This window comes from Pseudomonas sp. Z1-12, assembly GCF_051132015.1.
In the GTDB taxonomy this organism is placed as follows: domain Bacteria; phylum Pseudomonadota; class Gammaproteobacteria; order Pseudomonadales; family Pseudomonadaceae; genus Aquipseudomonas; species Aquipseudomonas zanjanensis.
Genome location: NZ_CP071647.1, coordinates 3,658,897 through 3,674,180 on the forward strand (window position 1 = coordinate 3,658,897; position 15,284 = coordinate 3,674,180).

Consider the following 15,284-nt stretch of genomic DNA (forward strand, 5'->3'; position numbering starts at 1 on the left):
TTTAAGCCTTCAGCGCAACGGCTATGCTCGCAAGATGATCCTGTTCCCTGAATTGCTGGACCTGCCCCGTCGCCTGCGCCATCCCGAAGTGCGTGACCTCGCGTGGGCGATCATCGCCCCGCCGATGCTCATCGACACGCCCTGGCCCCAGCGCCATCCGCTGGCCGGCAGCGACTGGGTGCAGGAGCCTGGAAGACTCGAACACTGGTTGCGGCAACTGGACCGTGACAGCTACCCCTTGCTGCATTGCCTGTCCCAAGGGCGGACGCGACGCCTGGGCCTGTATTACGAAAGGCTGTGGCAGTTTGCCGCGCAACACGCCCCGGGCATCGAATTGATCGCCGCGAACCTGCCGATCCGGCGTGAAGGCCATACGCTAGGGGAGCTGGACCTGTTGCTGCGCGATGGCGAAGGCGTGCATCACTTGGAACTGGCGATCAAGCTGTACCTCGGTCCGCAACAGGGCAACGGACTCGACAGCGCGCAATGGCTAGGCCCCGGCTGCCATGACCGACTGGACCGCAAGCTGGCGCATCTGCGCGAACACCAACTGCCAATCTCGGCCCGCCCGGAAAGTCGCAAGGCCCTGGCGACGCTGGGGATCGAATCGTTTCGCTCGCACCTGTGGCTCGGCGGCTACTTGCTCTATCCCTGGCCGGGCGAGGCCGAACCGCCGAGCGGCGCCCACCCCAGGCACTTGCGTGGCCGTTGGCTGCACCAGCGGGACTGGCCCGGCTTCATCGCCCAGCGTCCACCAGGCCGCTGGCAACCCCTGCCCCGCGCCGCCTGGCTGGCCCCGGCGCATTATCCGGCCGAGCAGACCTGGAGCACCGCGCAACTGGACGCCTGGCGAATGGCCCTGGACCCCATGGCGCCGGCGCAGTTGATGGTACGCCTGAACGAAAACGCCGAGGGCGAGTGGGAAGAAGCCGAGCGGGTGTTCCTGGTGGCGGATCTTTGGCCGAATGTGCCGGGCAGTGGCTGAGTCTTGTGCCGCCTGCCAGGGCCTCATCGCGAGCAAGCTCGCTCCCACAGTGGATTTGTGTTGCTTGCAGAACTGAAAATCCACGCCTGCCCCCTGTGGGAGCGAGCTTGCTCGCGATTGAGGCCAACGCGGTCTAGATGGATAACCGCACAGCCAAAGCCGCCAACGTCACCAGCAACACCGGCACCGTCAGCACGATCCCGACCTTGAAGTAATACCCCCAGCCGATCTGGATGTTCTTGCGCGCCAGCACATGCAGCCACAGCAACGTCGCCAGGCTGCCGATCGGGGTGATTTTCGGGCCCAGGTCGCTGCCGATGACGTTGGCGTAGATCATCGCCTCCTTCACCACCCCTGTGGCCTGGCTGGCATCGATGGACAAGGCTCCGACCAGCACTGTCGGCAAATTGTTCATGACCGACGACAGCAACGCCGTCAGCACGCCGGTGCCCATCGCCGCGCCCCACACGCCATATTCGGCGAATCCATCGAGCCACTGGGCCAGGTAACCGGTCAGCCCGGCGTTGCGCAAGCCATAGACCACCAGGTACATGCCGAGGGAGAAGATCACGATCTGCCAGGGCGCTTCCTTCATCGCCTTGCGGGTGGAAATCTTGTGGCCATAGGCCGCGACCCCCAGCAGCAACGCCGCACAAACGGCCGAGATCGCACTGATGGGAATCCCCAGCGGCTCCAGGGCAAAACAGCCCAGCAGCAGGATCACCAACACCACCCAACCGGCGTAGAACGTTGCCTTGTCGTGGATCGCCGTCGCCGGCTCGTCCAGTTGATCGGGGTCGTAGTCCCGCGGGATGTCGCGGCGAAAGACCCACATCAGGATCGCCAGGCTGGCCGCCACGCTGACCAGGTTCACCGGCACCATGACCGCCGCATAGCGGTTGAAACCAATGCCGAAGAAATCCGCCGAGACGATGTTCACCAGGTTCGATACCACCAGTGGCAAGCTCGCGGTGTCGGCAATGAAACCAGCCCCCATCACGAATGCAAGCGTCGCCGCCGGGGAGAAACGCAACGCCAGCAGCATCGAGATCACGATGGGCGTCAGGATCAGCGCCGCCCCGTCATTGGCAAACAAGGCCGACACCAGCGCCCCCAGCAGCACCATGAAGGCAAACAGCTTGCGCCCACTGCCCTTTCCCCAACGGGCCACATGCAGGGCCGCCCAGGCGAAGAACCCGGCCTCGTCCAGCAGCAGGCTGATGATGATCAGCGCGACAAACGTACCGGTGGCGTTCCAGATGATCTGCCAGACCAGGGGAATGTCACTGACCTGCACCACCCCGCTCAACAAGGCCAACAGCGCACCCAACGTCGCGCTCCAGCCAACCCCGAGCCCCTTGGGCTGCCAGATCACCAACGTAATGGTCAGCAGGAAAATCAACGACGCGATCAGCATGTACAACAGCCTTGGAAGGAGGATTGAAAAGAGGACATCGGCAGCGACGTGTCAGCAGAGAATCAGCCATGGCGTTCGAACTGAAGTCGTCGACGCGATTGTGGGAATTGGACATGACGAAGGATGATCTGAAGTTGCCGAGGGGCGAATATATGGAAAATTCGAATAGCCCGTAAAGCGCGGATTGAATTGCCGATGCAGATGCATTTGTGGCGAGGGAGCTTGCTCCCGCTCGGTTGCGTAGCGACCGCCGAAAGGGGCCTGCTTCGCCCGAGGCGTCGGACCGGTCCAGCGGGAGCAAGCTCCCTCGCCACAGGGTTTACCTGGAATCTCGGGGTATCAAGCCTTCTTATGCTGCTCGACCCACTTGCCATAGGCGTCGATGAATTTCTGCAGGAACGGCCGCACCGAATCCGACAGGTTGCCCGCCTCGTCAAACGCCGTCCCGGCGCCGCTCAAATAGGCTTCCGGTTGCTGCATGCAGGGCACGTCAAGGAACACCAGCGACTGGCGCAGATGATGATTGGCACCGAACCCGCCCATGGCACCCGGTGAAGCGCTGATCACTGCGCCCGGCTTGCCGCTCAGGCAACTCCGGCCGTACGGACGCGACCCCACGTCGATGGCATTCTTCAGCGGTGCCGGCACTGAACGGTTGTATTCAGGCGTGACGAACAACAAGGCATCGGCCGCGCCCACCTGTTGGCGAAATGTGGTGTAGGCTGCCGGCGGCGTGACGTCGATGTCTTCGTTATAAAGTGGCAATTCGCCGATCTCGATGATTGTCAGCTTGAGGTTGGCGGGTGCCAGGTCAGCCAGTGCCAGCGCTATCTTGCGGTTGATCGAGGCCTTGCGCAGGCTGCCCACCAAAACGGCCACTGTATACACGTTACTCATGAGAGGCTTCTCGACTGTCGGCTCAAAGGAGCCTGTAGTTATAGATGATCGGCGTGACAATTGGACCAGTGGAGCGACGAAAACCGGCCGGTTCGACTATTTTTTTCATGTAGGAAAACTTACCACGCTTGGGCAAGGTCTACAGAACCGCAAATCGAGTGATCTATTTCCAGAGGTTCTAAGCAATGGCAGCAGTACTTGTCGGACAATTTCATGCGCGGGACGCCGAAGGTCGCGTCTATTCGGTGCATGAGTTCCAGGAATCGGAGCCGTCTGCGGACGGTAGCGGCAAGGATGTCGTCACTTATAAACTGGCGATCGGTGATCGGGTCAGCAAACTCGACGAGGACCGATTCCTCCTGGTTCAGTCAGGCATCGAACTGAAACGCGAAGCCGCAACCTTCACCAGCGAACCTGAAGCGCAGATAGCGCTATAACCGGTTGTTAGAGCAGAAGTCATGCCCGGACTTGGGTTAGGATTCAGCCACTCAATGGCTCACCCGCCGAACATGGATTTCCTGCATGCGTTTACGCCACATCGAAGTAATCCAGGCGCTGTTGCAGACCGGCCACCTCGGCACGGCGGCCGAATGGCTGCAACTGCCGGTGGCGGAGGTCGAGGCGATCCTGCGCGATGCCGAGGCCCAATTGGGCTTCATGCTGTTTGCCAGCGTGCGCGGGCGTTTGCAGGCCACCCGGGAAACCCTTGAACTGCGCGACGGCATCACTCGGGTGTACGACACGCTCGAACCGGTGCAACGCCTGGCCAGCAGCCTGAAACACCATCAGGCACCGCCCTTGCGCATTATCTGCACCCCGCCGCTGGCCCAGCAGTTGTTGCCCCAGAGCATCGCTGCCTTGCGCCGCCGCCATCCGGATGCGCCGTGCACCCTGCTCAGCCAACCGACCCGTGACATCGTCCACAGCCTGCTGTTGCGCGAAAGCGACCTGGGCCTGAGCCTGCACGACCCTGAACATCCCGACATCCATTGCCAGATGATCGCCCAGGGCAAACTGCAATTGCTCGCGCCCCACGGCTGGCTGCAACCCCGGCAAAAATACATTTCGATCCAGGACCTGGCGGGCCAACCGTTGGTGGGCCTGGATGGCCATGACCCGCTGAGCCCTGCGTTCGAGCACAAGTTGGCGGCGCTGCGTCCGGCGCCGATGATCCAGATCCGCGTCCAGACCCATCAGATGATGCGCGCCATGGTCGAGGCCGGCGAAGGGCTTGCCATCGTCGACCCGTTCACCGCCTCGGGTGCCAAGGGCGGCGGTCTCGATGTCTGCCCGCTATCGCCCGCCGTCGCGATTGGCCTCTATGCCCTGAGCCTCAACGGCGCACCCTCTTCAGCCGCCCTGCAATCGCTGCTGGAGCGGGTTACGGAACAAGCCGAGGCGTTGCTGAGCCACTGATCGACATGCCCAGTGGGTCGTCGAACAACCGGTACCAGAACAACGCCACTTCGGCGGTATGCCGGTCAATGCCGCGATAGCGCAGGTGGTCGATGCCACCGAGCACGTAACCGCATCGCTCATAGAGCCGGCAGGCGCCCAGATTGTTGTTCTGGGTCTCGAGCATGATGCCCGGCAGTTTTTTCTTGCGGCTCCAGAACTGGGCAACGTCGAGCAACGCCTTGGCCACTCCATGGCGACGGGCCGGGGCGTGCACCGCCAACTCGTCGATGTGGGCATAGCCGTTCCAATTGGTACTGATCACCAGGTGCCCTACCGGCTGGTCATCGAGATAGGCCATGAAGATCTCGCTGTCCGGAGCGTTGCGGAAGCTGCTGAACTCTTCGGGATCGATGCCATAGCACTTGCGATAGGGAACAATGGGCGTCACCGGCCATTGGCTGACAGGACGACCGATCTGCGCCGTCGCGTAGTCGCTGACTTCAAAACTGAAGTCACTGCCCCAGATGTAGGCGGCAAAGCCGTCATCGACGACTCGCACCGACAACCCGGGGTGCTTGGGATTCATGACCGGTTGCATACTGGGGAAGGTCCTCATTCCTTGAGGCAACCAACGGCGTGGTGCCATCCATTGCCCTTGTCTTTCAAATCTTCACACATCAAGCGGGATCCGTAGCCTGCCCGTTCCCTCAGGGTAGAAGGTCGTGGCGATTGTGGCGAGAAATGAACGATGGATAACCTTGTGGGAGCGAGCTTGCTCGCGATGGCGGCGGCACATTCAGCATTGATGCAAGCTGAACGACCATCATCGCGAGCAAGCTCGCTCCCACAGGAAGAGGTTTCATCCGTGCGTGGCGGCCTGCGACTCGGCCAACTGCGTCCACAATGCCGGAGCACCCGCGGACTTGGCGATGGCTTCCAGACGCGCGGCATGCTCGGCCAGATCGCTTTCGCTGGCGCGGATGATCCGCGAGGGCTGGCGGTCAGCGGGCAAGCGACGGATTTCCGTGGCCTGGTTGCCGGAGCCTTCGCCCGTACCATTGCCGTCCGAGGCGTTGCCGGCCAGGGACAGGCTGGTCTGGCCGCCGGTCATGGTCAGGTAGACGTCGGCCAGGATCTCGGAGTCGAGCAAGGCGCCGTGCAGTTCACGGCCGGAGTTATCGACGCCGTAGCGCTTGCACAAGGCATCGAGGCTGTTGCGCTGGCCAGGGTGGCGTTCCCGGGCCATCATCAGGGTGTCGAGGATGGTGCAATGCCGGGTAATGTCGGCCCGGTCGTGCTGGCCCATCAGGGCGAATTCATTGTTGATGAACCCGACGTCGAACGCCGCGTTGTGGATGATCAACTGCGCGCCCTGGATGAATTCGAAGAACTCATCGGCCACTTCGGCGAAACGCGGCTTGCCCACCAGGAATTCGTTGGTGATGCCGTGGACGCCGATGGCGCCCTCGTCACTTTCGCGGTCCGGTTGCAGGTAAACGTGGAAATGGCGACCGGTCAGGCGCCGGCCGATCAGCTCGACACAACCGATTTCAATAATCCGGTGACCATCGGTCACCGGCATGCCGGTGGTTTCGGTATCCAGTACTACAGATCTGTTGGCCATCAGTGTTCAGCTCTCAACGGGCAGTCTTGCAAAAGCGCGGATCTTAACACGCTATTAGGTGGGATTAGCCCGGGACCGCTTTTTGTGGCGAGGGAGCTTGCTCCCGCTCGGTTGCGCAGCGACCGCCGAAAGGGGCCTGCTTCGCCCGAGGCGTCGGACCGGTCCAGCGGGAGCAAGCTCCCTCGCCACGGGTGTCATCCTGTCCAGATCCTGACAACGCCCCTATCAAGCCTGCTTATAGCCCCGCACCTCATCCACCCCACGATTGGCCAACTGATCGGCCCGTTCGTTGCCGTGGTGGCCGATGTGGCCACGCACCCATTTCCAGGTGACGTTGTGGCGGTTTACCTGCTCGTCCAGCAACTTCCACAGGTCGGCGTTTTTCACCGGTTCCTTCGCCGCCGTCTTCCAGCCGCGTTTCTTCCAGTTGGCCATCCACTCGTTGATGCCTTTCATCACGTACTGCGAGTCGGTCACCAGCAGCACATCACAAGGCCGCTTGAGCTCTTCCAGACCTCGGATGGCGCCCATCAGCTCCATGCGATTGTTGGTGGTATTGGCTTCGCCGCCCCAGAGTTCCTTCTCCACGCCCTTGCACACCAGCAACGCGCCCCAGCCACCCGGGCCGGGGTTACCCTTGCAGGCGCCATCAGTGAAGAGTTCTACGCTATCGCTCATGCCAATCTATCCAGAAAAAATGCAAAGGCCCGCCCATCGGGCCCGACAAAAGCCGCAGCCCAATGTCGGCAAGAACCATCAGAAAAAGGTTACGGCTCGATGTGGCGACGATTGACCTTGGCCATTGGCAAAGGAATCAGCTTGCCCATCGGCTCGCGTCGCGCCTGACGTACCGGGCGCAACCCGACCGCGATCTTGCGCGCCACCAGCAGGTAGAAACCGCCTCCGGACAGCTGCCAGTCGCCAGCCTTGCGCTCCCAGCCGGCCAGGCGTGCCTGCCACTTGGGTGACGCAAGCGGCGGACGATAGCACCCGAAGCGGCGTTTCTCCAGCGCGAAGCCCAGCAGGTTGAGCCAGTCGCCGACCCTCGACGCCGAGATGCAGCGGGCCTGGCGCAAGGCGTCGTGGGCAAATACATGGCGCAAGCCCCAGGTGCTCCAGGGGTTGATGCCGATGATCAATAGATGTCCGCCGGGGCGCACGCTGCTGGCGGCCTCGCGGAGCAAGCCGTGGGGTGACAGGCAGAAGTCCAGGCCGTGCTGCATGACCACCACGTCGGCGGCATGCTCGCTCAGCGGCCAGGCCTGCTCTTCGCAGACGATTTCCACCCCGGGCAATGGTGCCCCCAGGCGAACGTTGCGCTGGACCTGCGGCGCCGACGGCGGCGTTTGCGCCGACGGCCCGTAATGCACCAGATAGCCGCCGAAGAACCGGCCCAACTCGTCTTCGAGCATGCGCCGTTCTTCATCCAGCAAAAATTGCCCCACGGGGCCGGACAGCCATTCACGGGCGGCGCTGATCAACGCCAGCCAGTCAGGATCAGCCTGAGCGAACGCTTCATCGGTCATTGCATTCTCCAACGCGTCAGGAAGTTCTAAGATGCGCCTTTGTTTTCCGCTTGGCGAATTCCGCGATGATACAGATCAGTGCCCTGCCCGCGTTCACCGATAACTACATCTGGTTGTTACAGGATCACTCCACCCAGCGCTGCGCGGTGGTCGACCCGGGGGATGCCGCGCCCGTACAGGCCTGGCTCGACGCCCATCCGGGTTGGGTCCTGAGCGACATCCTGATCACCCACCATCACCATGACCACGTCGGCGGCGTCCAGGCGCTGAAAAAGGCAACGAACGCCACCGTCTACGGCCCGGCCAGCGAAAACATCCCGGCGCGGGACCATGGGCTGAATGATAACGACAAGGTCCACGTGCTGGGCTGGGACTTCGATGTCCATGCCGTGCCCGGCCATACGCTGGGGCACATTGCCTATTACCACCATGGCCTGCTGTTCTGCGGCGACACCCTGTTCGCCGCCGGTTGCGGCCGACTTTTCGAAGGCACGCCTGCGCAAATGCACCACTCGCTCAGTCGCCTCGCCGCCCTGCCTGAAGATACGCTGGTCTACTGCACCCATGAATATACCCTCAGCAACCTGAAGTTCGCCGCTGCCGTGGAACCCGGCAACCCGGACATCGCCGCCCGCCTGGAAAAAGTCAGACGACAGCGCGACGAAGGCGTCATCACCCTGCCTTCGACCCTGGCCCTGGAGAAACTCACCAATCCATTCCTGCGCACCGCTGAAACATCCGTTAAACAAAAAGCGGACGAACGGAACGGCCAGCGAAACCAGACGCCGAGTGAGGTTTTTGCGGCCTTGAGGGCTTGGAAAGATACGTTCTAAGGCAGCTATCGATTGATACAAAAATTCTGAAAGGTTGACCTGTTGGGGTGCGCTTCCTAGAATCGGCCGACATTTTTGCCCGGAACTTACTTCCAGCCAATGTCGTCATCTATACGCAGGTCCGTCCAGTCAGACACATTGACCCGCTTGGCTCAAGCCATCGCGGTGGCTGTGTCCGCCACCTTGGCGGGCTGCCAGAGCACGAGCCAGCTGCCGCAGACCGACGCGGCGCACACCCCGAATATCGCCGCTCGCGCCAAGCAGAAGCCGGTATGGCTCACCGAGAAACCCAGCCCCCAAGTGCCCCAGGACGTCTGGGAGCGCATGCGCCAGGGCTTCCAATTGCAGGAAACGGCCGGCGTCAACCCGCGTATCGAGCAACAGCGCCTGTGGTTCGCCAGCAACCCTTCCGTCATGGAAAACGCCGGTGAGCGCGGCAGCCTGTACATCCATTACATCGTCGAACGCCTCGAAGAGCGCAACATGCCGCTGGAGCTGGCCTTGCTGCCGGTGATCGAGAGCGCCTACAACCCCATGGCCTATTCCCGGGCGCACGCAGTGGGCCTGTGGCAGTTCATCCCTTCCACGGGGCGGTACTTCAACCTGCGCCAGACCCGCTTCTACGACGGACGTCGCGACATCACCGCCTCCACCACGGCCGCCCTGGACTACCTGACTCGCCTTCACGACATGTTCAACGGCGACTGGCTGCTGGCGCTGGCGGCCTACAACGCCGGGGAAGGCACGGTCAGCCGCGCCATCGAGCGCAACGAGAAACTGGGCTTGCCCACCGACTACTGGAACCTGCCGCTGCCCAGCGAGACCCAGGCCTATGTGCCGAAGTTGCTGGCGCTGTCGCAGGTGGTGCTCTCGCCCGACGCCTACGGCGTGAACCTCAACCCGATCGCCAACGAACCTTATTTCCAAGTCGTCGAGATCAACCAGCGCATGGACCTGTCCAAGGTCGCGGCGGTGGCCAACATCGACGAAGACGAGCTGTTCCAGCTCAACCCGGCCTTCAAGCAGCGCACCACCATCGACGGTCCCCAGCATTTGCTGGTGCCGACGTCCAAGGCCCAGTTGCTGACTGCCAGCCTGTCGACCATGCGCCCGGAAGAGTTGATCGGCCAGCGCTCGCTCAAGCCGGTTTTCGAATCCGCCGACGACAGCGAAGTGGAAGGTGCCAGGCGCACCTACCGCGTCAAGCGCGGCGACAACCTGGCCCAGATCGCCAAGGCCAACAAGGTCCAGACCAAGGATCTGCAACGCTGGAACAAACTCAGCGGCAACAAGCTCAAGGTCGGCCAGACCTTGGTGATGCAGGACACCAGGGCCAGCAAGACCACCGGCAAGCGCATCAGCACCGTGGTGGCCGCCAACAGCAAGAACCAGAAGAAGCAAACCCAGTACAAGGTCAAGCAAGGTGATTCCCTGTACGTGGTCGCCAAGCGCTTCAACGTGGAAATGCAGCACCTCAAGCGCTGGAACCCGCGAATGGGCAAGGCGCTCAAGCCTGGGCAGATGCTGACGGTTTACTCGCCGCACTAAGCCATCGATGATTGAAGGGGCTGTTTGTGCCCGAGAAGCTTTTGTGGCGAGGGAGCTTGCTCCCGCTGGGCTGCGCAGCAGACCCGAATCTGGCACCTCGGTGTGACAGATGGATTGAGTCACGGCTTTTGGGGTTGCTGCGCAACCCAGCGGGAGCAAGCTCCCTCGCCACAAAGCGTTCTCGCTCCGGTTTCGAGTAATCCGAGACGCTTTGGCCCCCCGCCTTTTTCCTGCCGATACAAGCTGTTACTGTACAGGCCATAAAAGCCCAAGCCGCCTGGATCGGATCTCAGACTTGATACGTCCCCTCCTCCTGCTCCTGATCAGCCTGGCCTTGAGCTCTCCCGCCAGCGCAACCATCAGCGAAAGCCATGGTTATGCGCAGTTCGGCACGCTCAAGTACCCGGCCAGGTTCACCCACTTCGACTGGGTCAACCCGCAAGCGCCCAAGGGCGGAGTCTTGCGGGTCATGGCATTCGGCACCTTCGATACGCTCAATCCGTACACATTCAAGGGCAGCAGCCCGGTTTCCACTCCAAATTTCCTGCAATACGGCATCAATGAGCTGAACGAACCGCTGATGGTCGGCACCGGCCAGTACGCACCGTCCGGTGATGAACCAACGTCGAGCTATGGCCTGATCGCCCAGTCGGTGGAATACAGCGAAGATCGCAGTTGGGTGGTGTTCAACCTGCGCCCCGAGGCGCGGTTCCACGATGGCGTGCCCATCACCGCTTATGACGTGGCGTTCTCCTACCGCACGCTGCTCAAGGACGGCCACCCGCAATACCGCACCAACCTGCAGGAAGTGTTGCGGGTCGACATTCTCAATCCGCTGAAAATCCGCTTTGTCTTCAAGCGCGCGGGCAATCCGCTGCTGATCCTGCGCCTGGGTGAGCTGCCGGTGTTGCCCCAGCATTACTGGAAAGGCCGCGATTTCAAGGCGACGACCTTCGAGCCGCCCCTGGGCAGCGGGCCGTATCGCATCACCAAAGTGCAACCCGGTCGCCAACTGGTGTTCGAACGGGTCAAGAACTACTGGGGCAAGGACCTGCCGGTCAATCGCGGCAAGTACAACTACGACCGCATGGACGTGGAGTTCTACCGTGACAGCGAAGTTGCCTTCGAAGCCTTCAAGGCCGGTGAATTCGACATCTACATCGAGCACCAGGCCAAGAACTGGGCCAACGGCTATCAATTCCCGGCGGTCAACCGCGGCGACGTGATCAAGGCGCAGATTCCCCACCAGATCCCCACCCAGACCCAAGGCCTGTTCATGAACACCCGGCGCGGCACGTTCGCCGACCTCAAGGTGCGTGAAGCCCTGGGGCTGATGTTCGATTTCGAGTGGACCAACCGCACCCTGTTCAGCGGCGCCTACAAGCGCACCCTCAGCTACTACCCCAACAGCGAATTCTCCGCCACCGGCCTGCCGGTGGGCCATGAATGGCTACTGCTCAAGCCGTACCGCGAACAACTGCCACCTGAACTGCTCACCGAACCCTTCAGCTTGCCCAAGACCGACGGGCGCGGCATCCCTCGGGAAACCTTGCGCAAAGCATTGGGACTCCTGAAGGAGGCCGGTTGGAGCCTCAACGGCCAGCGCCTGCTGAACGCCGAGAGCCAGCCCCTGAGTTTCGAAATCCTGCTGGTGAACCCGAACCTGGAGCGCATCCTGCAGCCCTACGTCGAAAACCTCGCCAGCATCGGCATCCAGGCACGGCTGCGCACGGTGGACCGAGCCCAGTACAAGCAGCGCCTGGACCAGTTCGACTTCGACATGATCCTGCTGACCTTGGGCCAGACGCTCAGCCCGGGGCTGGAGCAATGGCAGTACTTCCATTCCAGCCAGGTCGGGGTCAAGGGCAGCAAGAACTACGCCGGGATCGCCAACCCGGTGGTCGACCACCTGTTGGAAAAACTGCTCGCCGCCCAGACCCGCGACGAACAGGTCGCCGCCGGCAAGGCCCTGGATCGCGTGCTGTTGTGGCAGCATTACTGCATTCCCAACTGGTATCTCAATTATCATCGCCTGGCATACCGCAACCGGTTCGCCTTCGTCACCACGCCGCCCTACACCCTGGGCCTGAGCGCCTGGTGGCTGAAATCTTCGGAGAAAGATCAATGAAGCCTCTACGTGCCCTGCTCCTGCAGGCCAGCAGCCTGTTATTCGCCGGGCTGGCCTGCGCTGCGCCGCAGCACGCCTTGACGCTGTACAACGAGCCGCCGAAGTACCCGGCGGATTTCAAGCATTTCGACTACGTGAACCCCGATGCGCCCAAGGGTGGAATATTCCGCCAAGGCGGGTTTGGCAGCTTCGACAGCCTCAACCCGTTCATCAGCAAAGGCGTCCCGGCCGACGACATCGGTCTGATCTACGACACCCTGGCCAAGCAGGGGCTGGACGAACCGTTCACCGAATACGGGTTGATCGCCGAAAAAATCGAGAAAGCCCCGGACAATGGCTGGGTGCGCTTCTACTTGCGCCCCGAAGCCCGTTTCAACGATGGCCACCCGGTACGCGCCGAAGACGTCGTCTTCAGCTTCCAGACCCTGACCAAGGACGGCGCCCCGATGTTCCGCGGCTATTACAATGACGTCGCCGAAGTCATCGCCGAAGATCCGCTCAAGGTCCTCTTCAAGTTCAAGCACACCAATAATCGCGAACTGCCATTGATCCTCGGCCAGTTACCCGTCCTGCCCAAGCATTGGTGGGCCAGCCGAGATTTCAGCAAGGGCAACCTTGAGATCCCTCTGGGCAGCGGTCCCTACAAGGTCGCCGAAGTGAAGGCCGGACGCTCGATCCGCTATGAGCGCGTGAAGGACTATTGGGGCAAGGACCTTCCGGTCAACCGTGGTTTCTACAATTTCGATGTGCTGACCACCGACTATTACCGCGACAACACCGTGGCCGTGGAAGCGTTGAAAGCCGGGCAGTTCGATTTCTGGCTGGAAATGGCCGCCAAGAACTGGGCCAACGCCTACAACATTCCGGCGGTGACCGAAGGTCGGTTGGTCAAGGAACAGATCCCCAACGGCAACCCTACCGGCATGCAGGGCTTTATCTACAACCTGCGTCGCCCGGTTTTCCAAGACGTGCGGGTACGCAAGGCCCTTAGCCTGCTGTTGGACTTCGAGTGGACCAACAAACAGCTGTTCCATGGCGCCTATGCCCGCACCCGCAGCTATTTCGAGAATTCGGAGATGGCGGCAACCGGGCTGCCTGGCGAAGACGAATTGAAAATCCTCGAACCCTTGCGTGGCAAGATTCCCGAGCAGGTCTTCACCGAAGCCTTCCAGCCTTCGATGTGTGACGGCAGCGGCATGATCCGCGACCAGCAACGCAAGGCCTATCACCTGCTGCAGGAGGCCGGATGGCGCATCGTCGACGACAAGATGGTCGATGCCCAAGGCAAGCCCGTGGTGCTGGAATTTCTGCTGGCCCAGACCGAGTTCGAACGGGTCTTGTTGCCATTCAAGCGCAACCTGAGTGACCTGGGCATCGAACTGGTGATCCGCCGCGTGGACGTGTCCCAATACGTCAACCGTGTACGCTCCCGGGACTTCGACCTGGTGGTGGGCAGCTTCCCGCAATCCAGCTCGCCAGGCAATGAACAGCGCGAGTTCTGGATGTCCGCCGCCGCCGACAAGCCCGGCAGCCGCAACACCATGGGCTTGAAGGACCCGGCCGTGGACCAGTTGGTGGAGCAATTGATCAACGCCGATTCGCGCAAGAGCCTGGTGGCCCATGCCCGGGCATTGGACCGCGTCCTGCAATGGGGCTACTACGTGATCCCCAACTGGCACATCAAGACCTGGCGCGTGGCCTATTGGAACCACATCGGCCACCCGAAAGTCACGCCGACCTACGACATCGGCACCACCACCTGGTGGGTCAAGCCGGAGGTCAAACCGGCCGATGAAGTAGAAAAGCAGGTCATCGAGCAGCAAGTCGCCGCCCCTGCGAGCGTGGAGTAACAAGATGCTGGCCTATATATTTCGGCGACTGCTGCTGATCATTCCCACCCTGTTCGGCATTCTGTTGATCAACTTTGTCATCATCCAAGCCGCGCCCGGCGGGCCGGTGGAGCAGATGATCGCCAAGCTCGAGGGCTTCGAGGGCGCCACCAGTCGCATCGCCGGCGGCGGTGCCGAAGTATCGGTGGCCGGTTCCTCCTACCGTGGCGCCCAGGGCCTGGACCCGGCGTTGGTCAAGGAAATCGAACGCATGTACGGCTTCGACAAGTCGGCGCCCGAACGCCTGTGGATCATGATCAAGAATTACGCCCGCCTGGACTTCGGTGACAGTTTTTTCCGCGACGCCAAGGTCATCGACCTGATCAAGGAAAAAATGCCGGTGTCCATCTCCCTCGGCCTGTGGAGCACGCTGATCATGTACCTGGTGTCGATCCCGCTGGGGATCGCCAAGGCCACGCGCCATGGCAGCCATTTCGACGTGTGGACCAGCTCGGCAATCATCGTCGGCTACGCGATCCCGTCGTTCCTGTTCGCCATCCTGCTGATCGTGGTGTTTGCCGGCGGCAGTTATTTCGACTGGTTCCCGTTGCGCGGACTGACTTCCAACAACTTCGACGAATTGAGCATGGGCGGCAAGATCCTCGATTACTTCTGGCACCTGGCCTTGCCCGTGACCGCCCTGGTGATCGGCAACTTCGCCACCATGACCCTGCTGACCAAGAACAGCTTCCTCGACGAAATCAACAAGCAATACGTGGTCACCGCCAAGGCCAAGGGCCTGACCCGCCATCGGGTGCTCTACGGCCATGTCTTCCGCAACGCCATGCTGCTGGTGATCGCCGGTTTCCCGTCGGCATTCATCGGGATCTTTTTCACCGGCTCGCTGCTGGTGGAAGTGATCTTCTCCCTCGACGGCCTCGGCCTGATGAGTTTCGAAGCGGCCATCAACCGCGACTACCCGGTGGTGTTCGGCACCCTGTTCATCTTCACCTTGCTGGGACTGGTGGTGAAACTGATCGGCGACCTGACCTACACCTTTGTCGATCCGCGCATCGACTTCGAAAGCCGGGAGCATTGA

General features: G+C 61.6%; 14 protein-coding genes. 8 read left to right on the top strand and 6 right to left on the bottom strand.

The window, feature by feature from the left end; translation table 11 throughout:
* The first annotated feature begins 34 nt into the window (after positions 1 to 34).
* Positions 35 to 985 carry a DUF1853 family protein gene (locus tag J3P85_RS15460; protein WP_434702262.1) on the top strand — a complete coding sequence of 317 codons (951 nt, stop codon included), beginning with the start codon at positions 35 to 37 and terminating at the stop codon, positions 983 to 985.
* Between the two features lie 133 nt (positions 986 to 1,118).
* On the opposite strand, the gene J3P85_RS15465 is transcribed toward J3P85_RS15460, so the two are convergent.
* Positions 1,119 to 2,402, bottom strand: coding sequence for an arsenic transporter (locus tag J3P85_RS15465; RefSeq protein WP_434702263.1), 1,284 nt, complete (start codon positions 2,400 to 2,402; stop codon positions 1,119 to 1,121).
* Positions 2,403 to 2,741: 339 nt separating this feature from the next.
* Positions 2,742 to 3,299, bottom strand: coding sequence for an NADPH-dependent FMN reductase (locus J3P85_RS15470; RefSeq protein ID WP_434702264.1), 558 nt, complete (start codon positions 3,297 to 3,299; stop codon positions 2,742 to 2,744).
* Between the two features lie 185 nt (positions 3,300 to 3,484).
* On the opposite strand from J3P85_RS15470, the gene J3P85_RS15475 reads away from it, so the two are divergent.
* Entirely contained in the window at positions 3,485 to 3,736 is a 252-nt protein-coding gene (locus tag J3P85_RS15475) for a hypothetical protein (RefSeq protein ID WP_186704870.1), read from the top strand.
* A gap of 85 nt (positions 3,737 to 3,821) precedes the next feature.
* Entirely contained in the window at positions 3,822 to 4,715 is an 894-nt protein-coding gene (locus J3P85_RS15480; protein WP_434702265.1) for a LysR substrate-binding domain-containing protein, read from the top strand.
* Here the strand turns inward: J3P85_RS15480 and J3P85_RS15485 are convergent.
* The 4 genes from J3P85_RS15485 to J3P85_RS15500 all read right to left on the bottom strand — a co-directional run bounded on the left by J3P85_RS15485 (position 4,681) and on the right by J3P85_RS15500 (position 7,847).
* On the bottom strand, positions 4,681 to 5,295 hold the full coding sequence (locus tag J3P85_RS15485; protein ID WP_336072526.1) for a GNAT family N-acetyltransferase: 615 nt from the start codon (positions 5,293 to 5,295) through the stop codon (positions 4,681 to 4,683). The genes J3P85_RS15480 and J3P85_RS15485 overlap by 35 nt on opposite strands.
* Positions 5,296 to 5,556: 261 nt before the next feature.
* Entirely contained in the window at positions 5,557 to 6,321 is a 765-nt protein-coding gene (dnaQ, locus tag J3P85_RS15490; RefSeq protein ID WP_434702266.1) for a DNA polymerase III subunit epsilon, read from the bottom strand.
* A 225-nt stretch (positions 6,322 to 6,546) separates the two neighbouring features.
* On the bottom strand, positions 6,547 to 6,999 hold the full coding sequence (gene rnhA / locus J3P85_RS15495; protein ID WP_030142629.1) for a ribonuclease HI: 453 nt from the start codon (positions 6,997 to 6,999) through the stop codon (positions 6,547 to 6,549).
* A gap of 89 nt (positions 7,000 to 7,088) precedes the next feature.
* A complete protein-coding gene (locus tag J3P85_RS15500) occupies positions 7,089 to 7,847 on the bottom strand; it encodes a class I SAM-dependent methyltransferase (RefSeq protein ID WP_046062777.1) in 759 nt (252 codons plus the stop codon).
* Between the two features lie 65 nt (positions 7,848 to 7,912).
* Here J3P85_RS15500 and gloB point away from each other — a divergent pair, with 65 nt between their 5' ends.
* The 5 genes from gloB (at position 7,913) to J3P85_RS15525 (ending at position 15,284) form a co-directional block, all read left to right on the top strand.
* Positions 7,913 to 8,680, top strand: a complete 768-nt coding sequence (gene gloB, locus J3P85_RS15505) for a hydroxyacylglutathione hydrolase (protein WP_434702268.1) — start codon at positions 7,913 to 7,915, stop codon at positions 8,678 to 8,680.
* 99 nt (positions 8,681 to 8,779) lie between these two features.
* The gene (locus tag J3P85_RS15510) at positions 8,780 to 10,228 is read left to right on the top strand and encodes a transglycosylase SLT domain-containing protein (protein WP_434702270.1); all 1,449 of its coding nucleotides are present in this window, start codon (positions 8,780 to 8,782) and stop codon (positions 10,226 to 10,228) included.
* A 295-nt stretch (positions 10,229 to 10,523) separates the two neighbouring features.
* Complete coding sequence (locus tag J3P85_RS15515; protein ID WP_434702271.1) at positions 10,524 to 12,356, top strand: extracellular solute-binding protein; 1,833 nt, start codon at positions 10,524 to 10,526, stop codon at positions 12,354 to 12,356.
* Complete coding sequence (locus J3P85_RS15520) at positions 12,353 to 14,206, top strand: extracellular solute-binding protein (RefSeq protein WP_434702273.1); 1,854 nt, start codon at positions 12,353 to 12,355, stop codon at positions 14,204 to 14,206. Before J3P85_RS15515 ends, J3P85_RS15520 begins: the two co-directional genes overlap by 4 nt.
* Before the next feature lie 4 nt (positions 14,207 to 14,210).
* Positions 14,211 to 15,284, top strand: coding sequence for a microcin C ABC transporter permease YejB (locus J3P85_RS15525; protein WP_186704862.1), 1,074 nt, complete (start codon positions 14,211 to 14,213; stop codon positions 15,282 to 15,284).

Excerpts from the sequence above, each read along its gene's own strand:
- rnhA (WP_030142629.1), bottom strand. The coding sequence starts at position 6,999 with ATGAGCGATAGCGTAGAACTCTTCACTGATGGCGCCTGCAAGGGTAAC.
- J3P85_RS15465 (WP_434702263.1), bottom strand. The coding sequence starts at position 2,402 with ATGCTGATCGCGTCGTTGATTTTCCTGCTGACCATTACGTTGGTGATC.
- J3P85_RS15520 (WP_434702273.1), top strand. The coding sequence starts at position 12,353 with ATGAAGCCTCTACGTGCCCTGCTCCTGCAGGCCAGCAGCCTGTTATTC.
- J3P85_RS15485 (WP_336072526.1), bottom strand. The coding sequence starts at position 5,295 with ATGCAACCGGTCATGAATCCCAAGCACCCCGGGTTGTCGGTGCGAGTC.
- J3P85_RS15475 (WP_186704870.1), top strand. The coding sequence starts at position 3,485 with ATGGCAGCAGTACTTGTCGGACAATTTCATGCGCGGGACGCCGAAGGT.
- gloB (WP_434702268.1), top strand. The coding sequence starts at position 7,913 with ATGATACAGATCAGTGCCCTGCCCGCGTTCACCGATAACTACATCTGG.
- J3P85_RS15500 (WP_046062777.1), bottom strand. The coding sequence starts at position 7,847 with ATGACCGATGAAGCGTTCGCTCAGGCTGATCCTGACTGGCTGGCGTTG.
- J3P85_RS15525 (WP_186704862.1), top strand. The coding sequence starts at position 14,211 with ATGCTGGCCTATATATTTCGGCGACTGCTGCTGATCATTCCCACCCTG.
- J3P85_RS15510 (WP_434702270.1), top strand. The coding sequence starts at position 8,780 with ATGTCGTCATCTATACGCAGGTCCGTCCAGTCAGACACATTGACCCGC.
- J3P85_RS15460 (WP_434702262.1), top strand. The coding sequence starts at position 35 with ATGATCCTGTTCCCTGAATTGCTGGACCTGCCCCGTCGCCTGCGCCAT.
- J3P85_RS15480 (WP_434702265.1), top strand. The coding sequence starts at position 3,822 with ATGCGTTTACGCCACATCGAAGTAATCCAGGCGCTGTTGCAGACCGGC.
- J3P85_RS15470 (WP_434702264.1), bottom strand. The coding sequence starts at position 3,299 with ATGAGTAACGTGTATACAGTGGCCGTTTTGGTGGGCAGCCTGCGCAAG.
- dnaQ (WP_434702266.1), bottom strand. The coding sequence starts at position 6,321 with ATGGCCAACAGATCTGTAGTACTGGATACCGAAACCACCGGCATGCCG.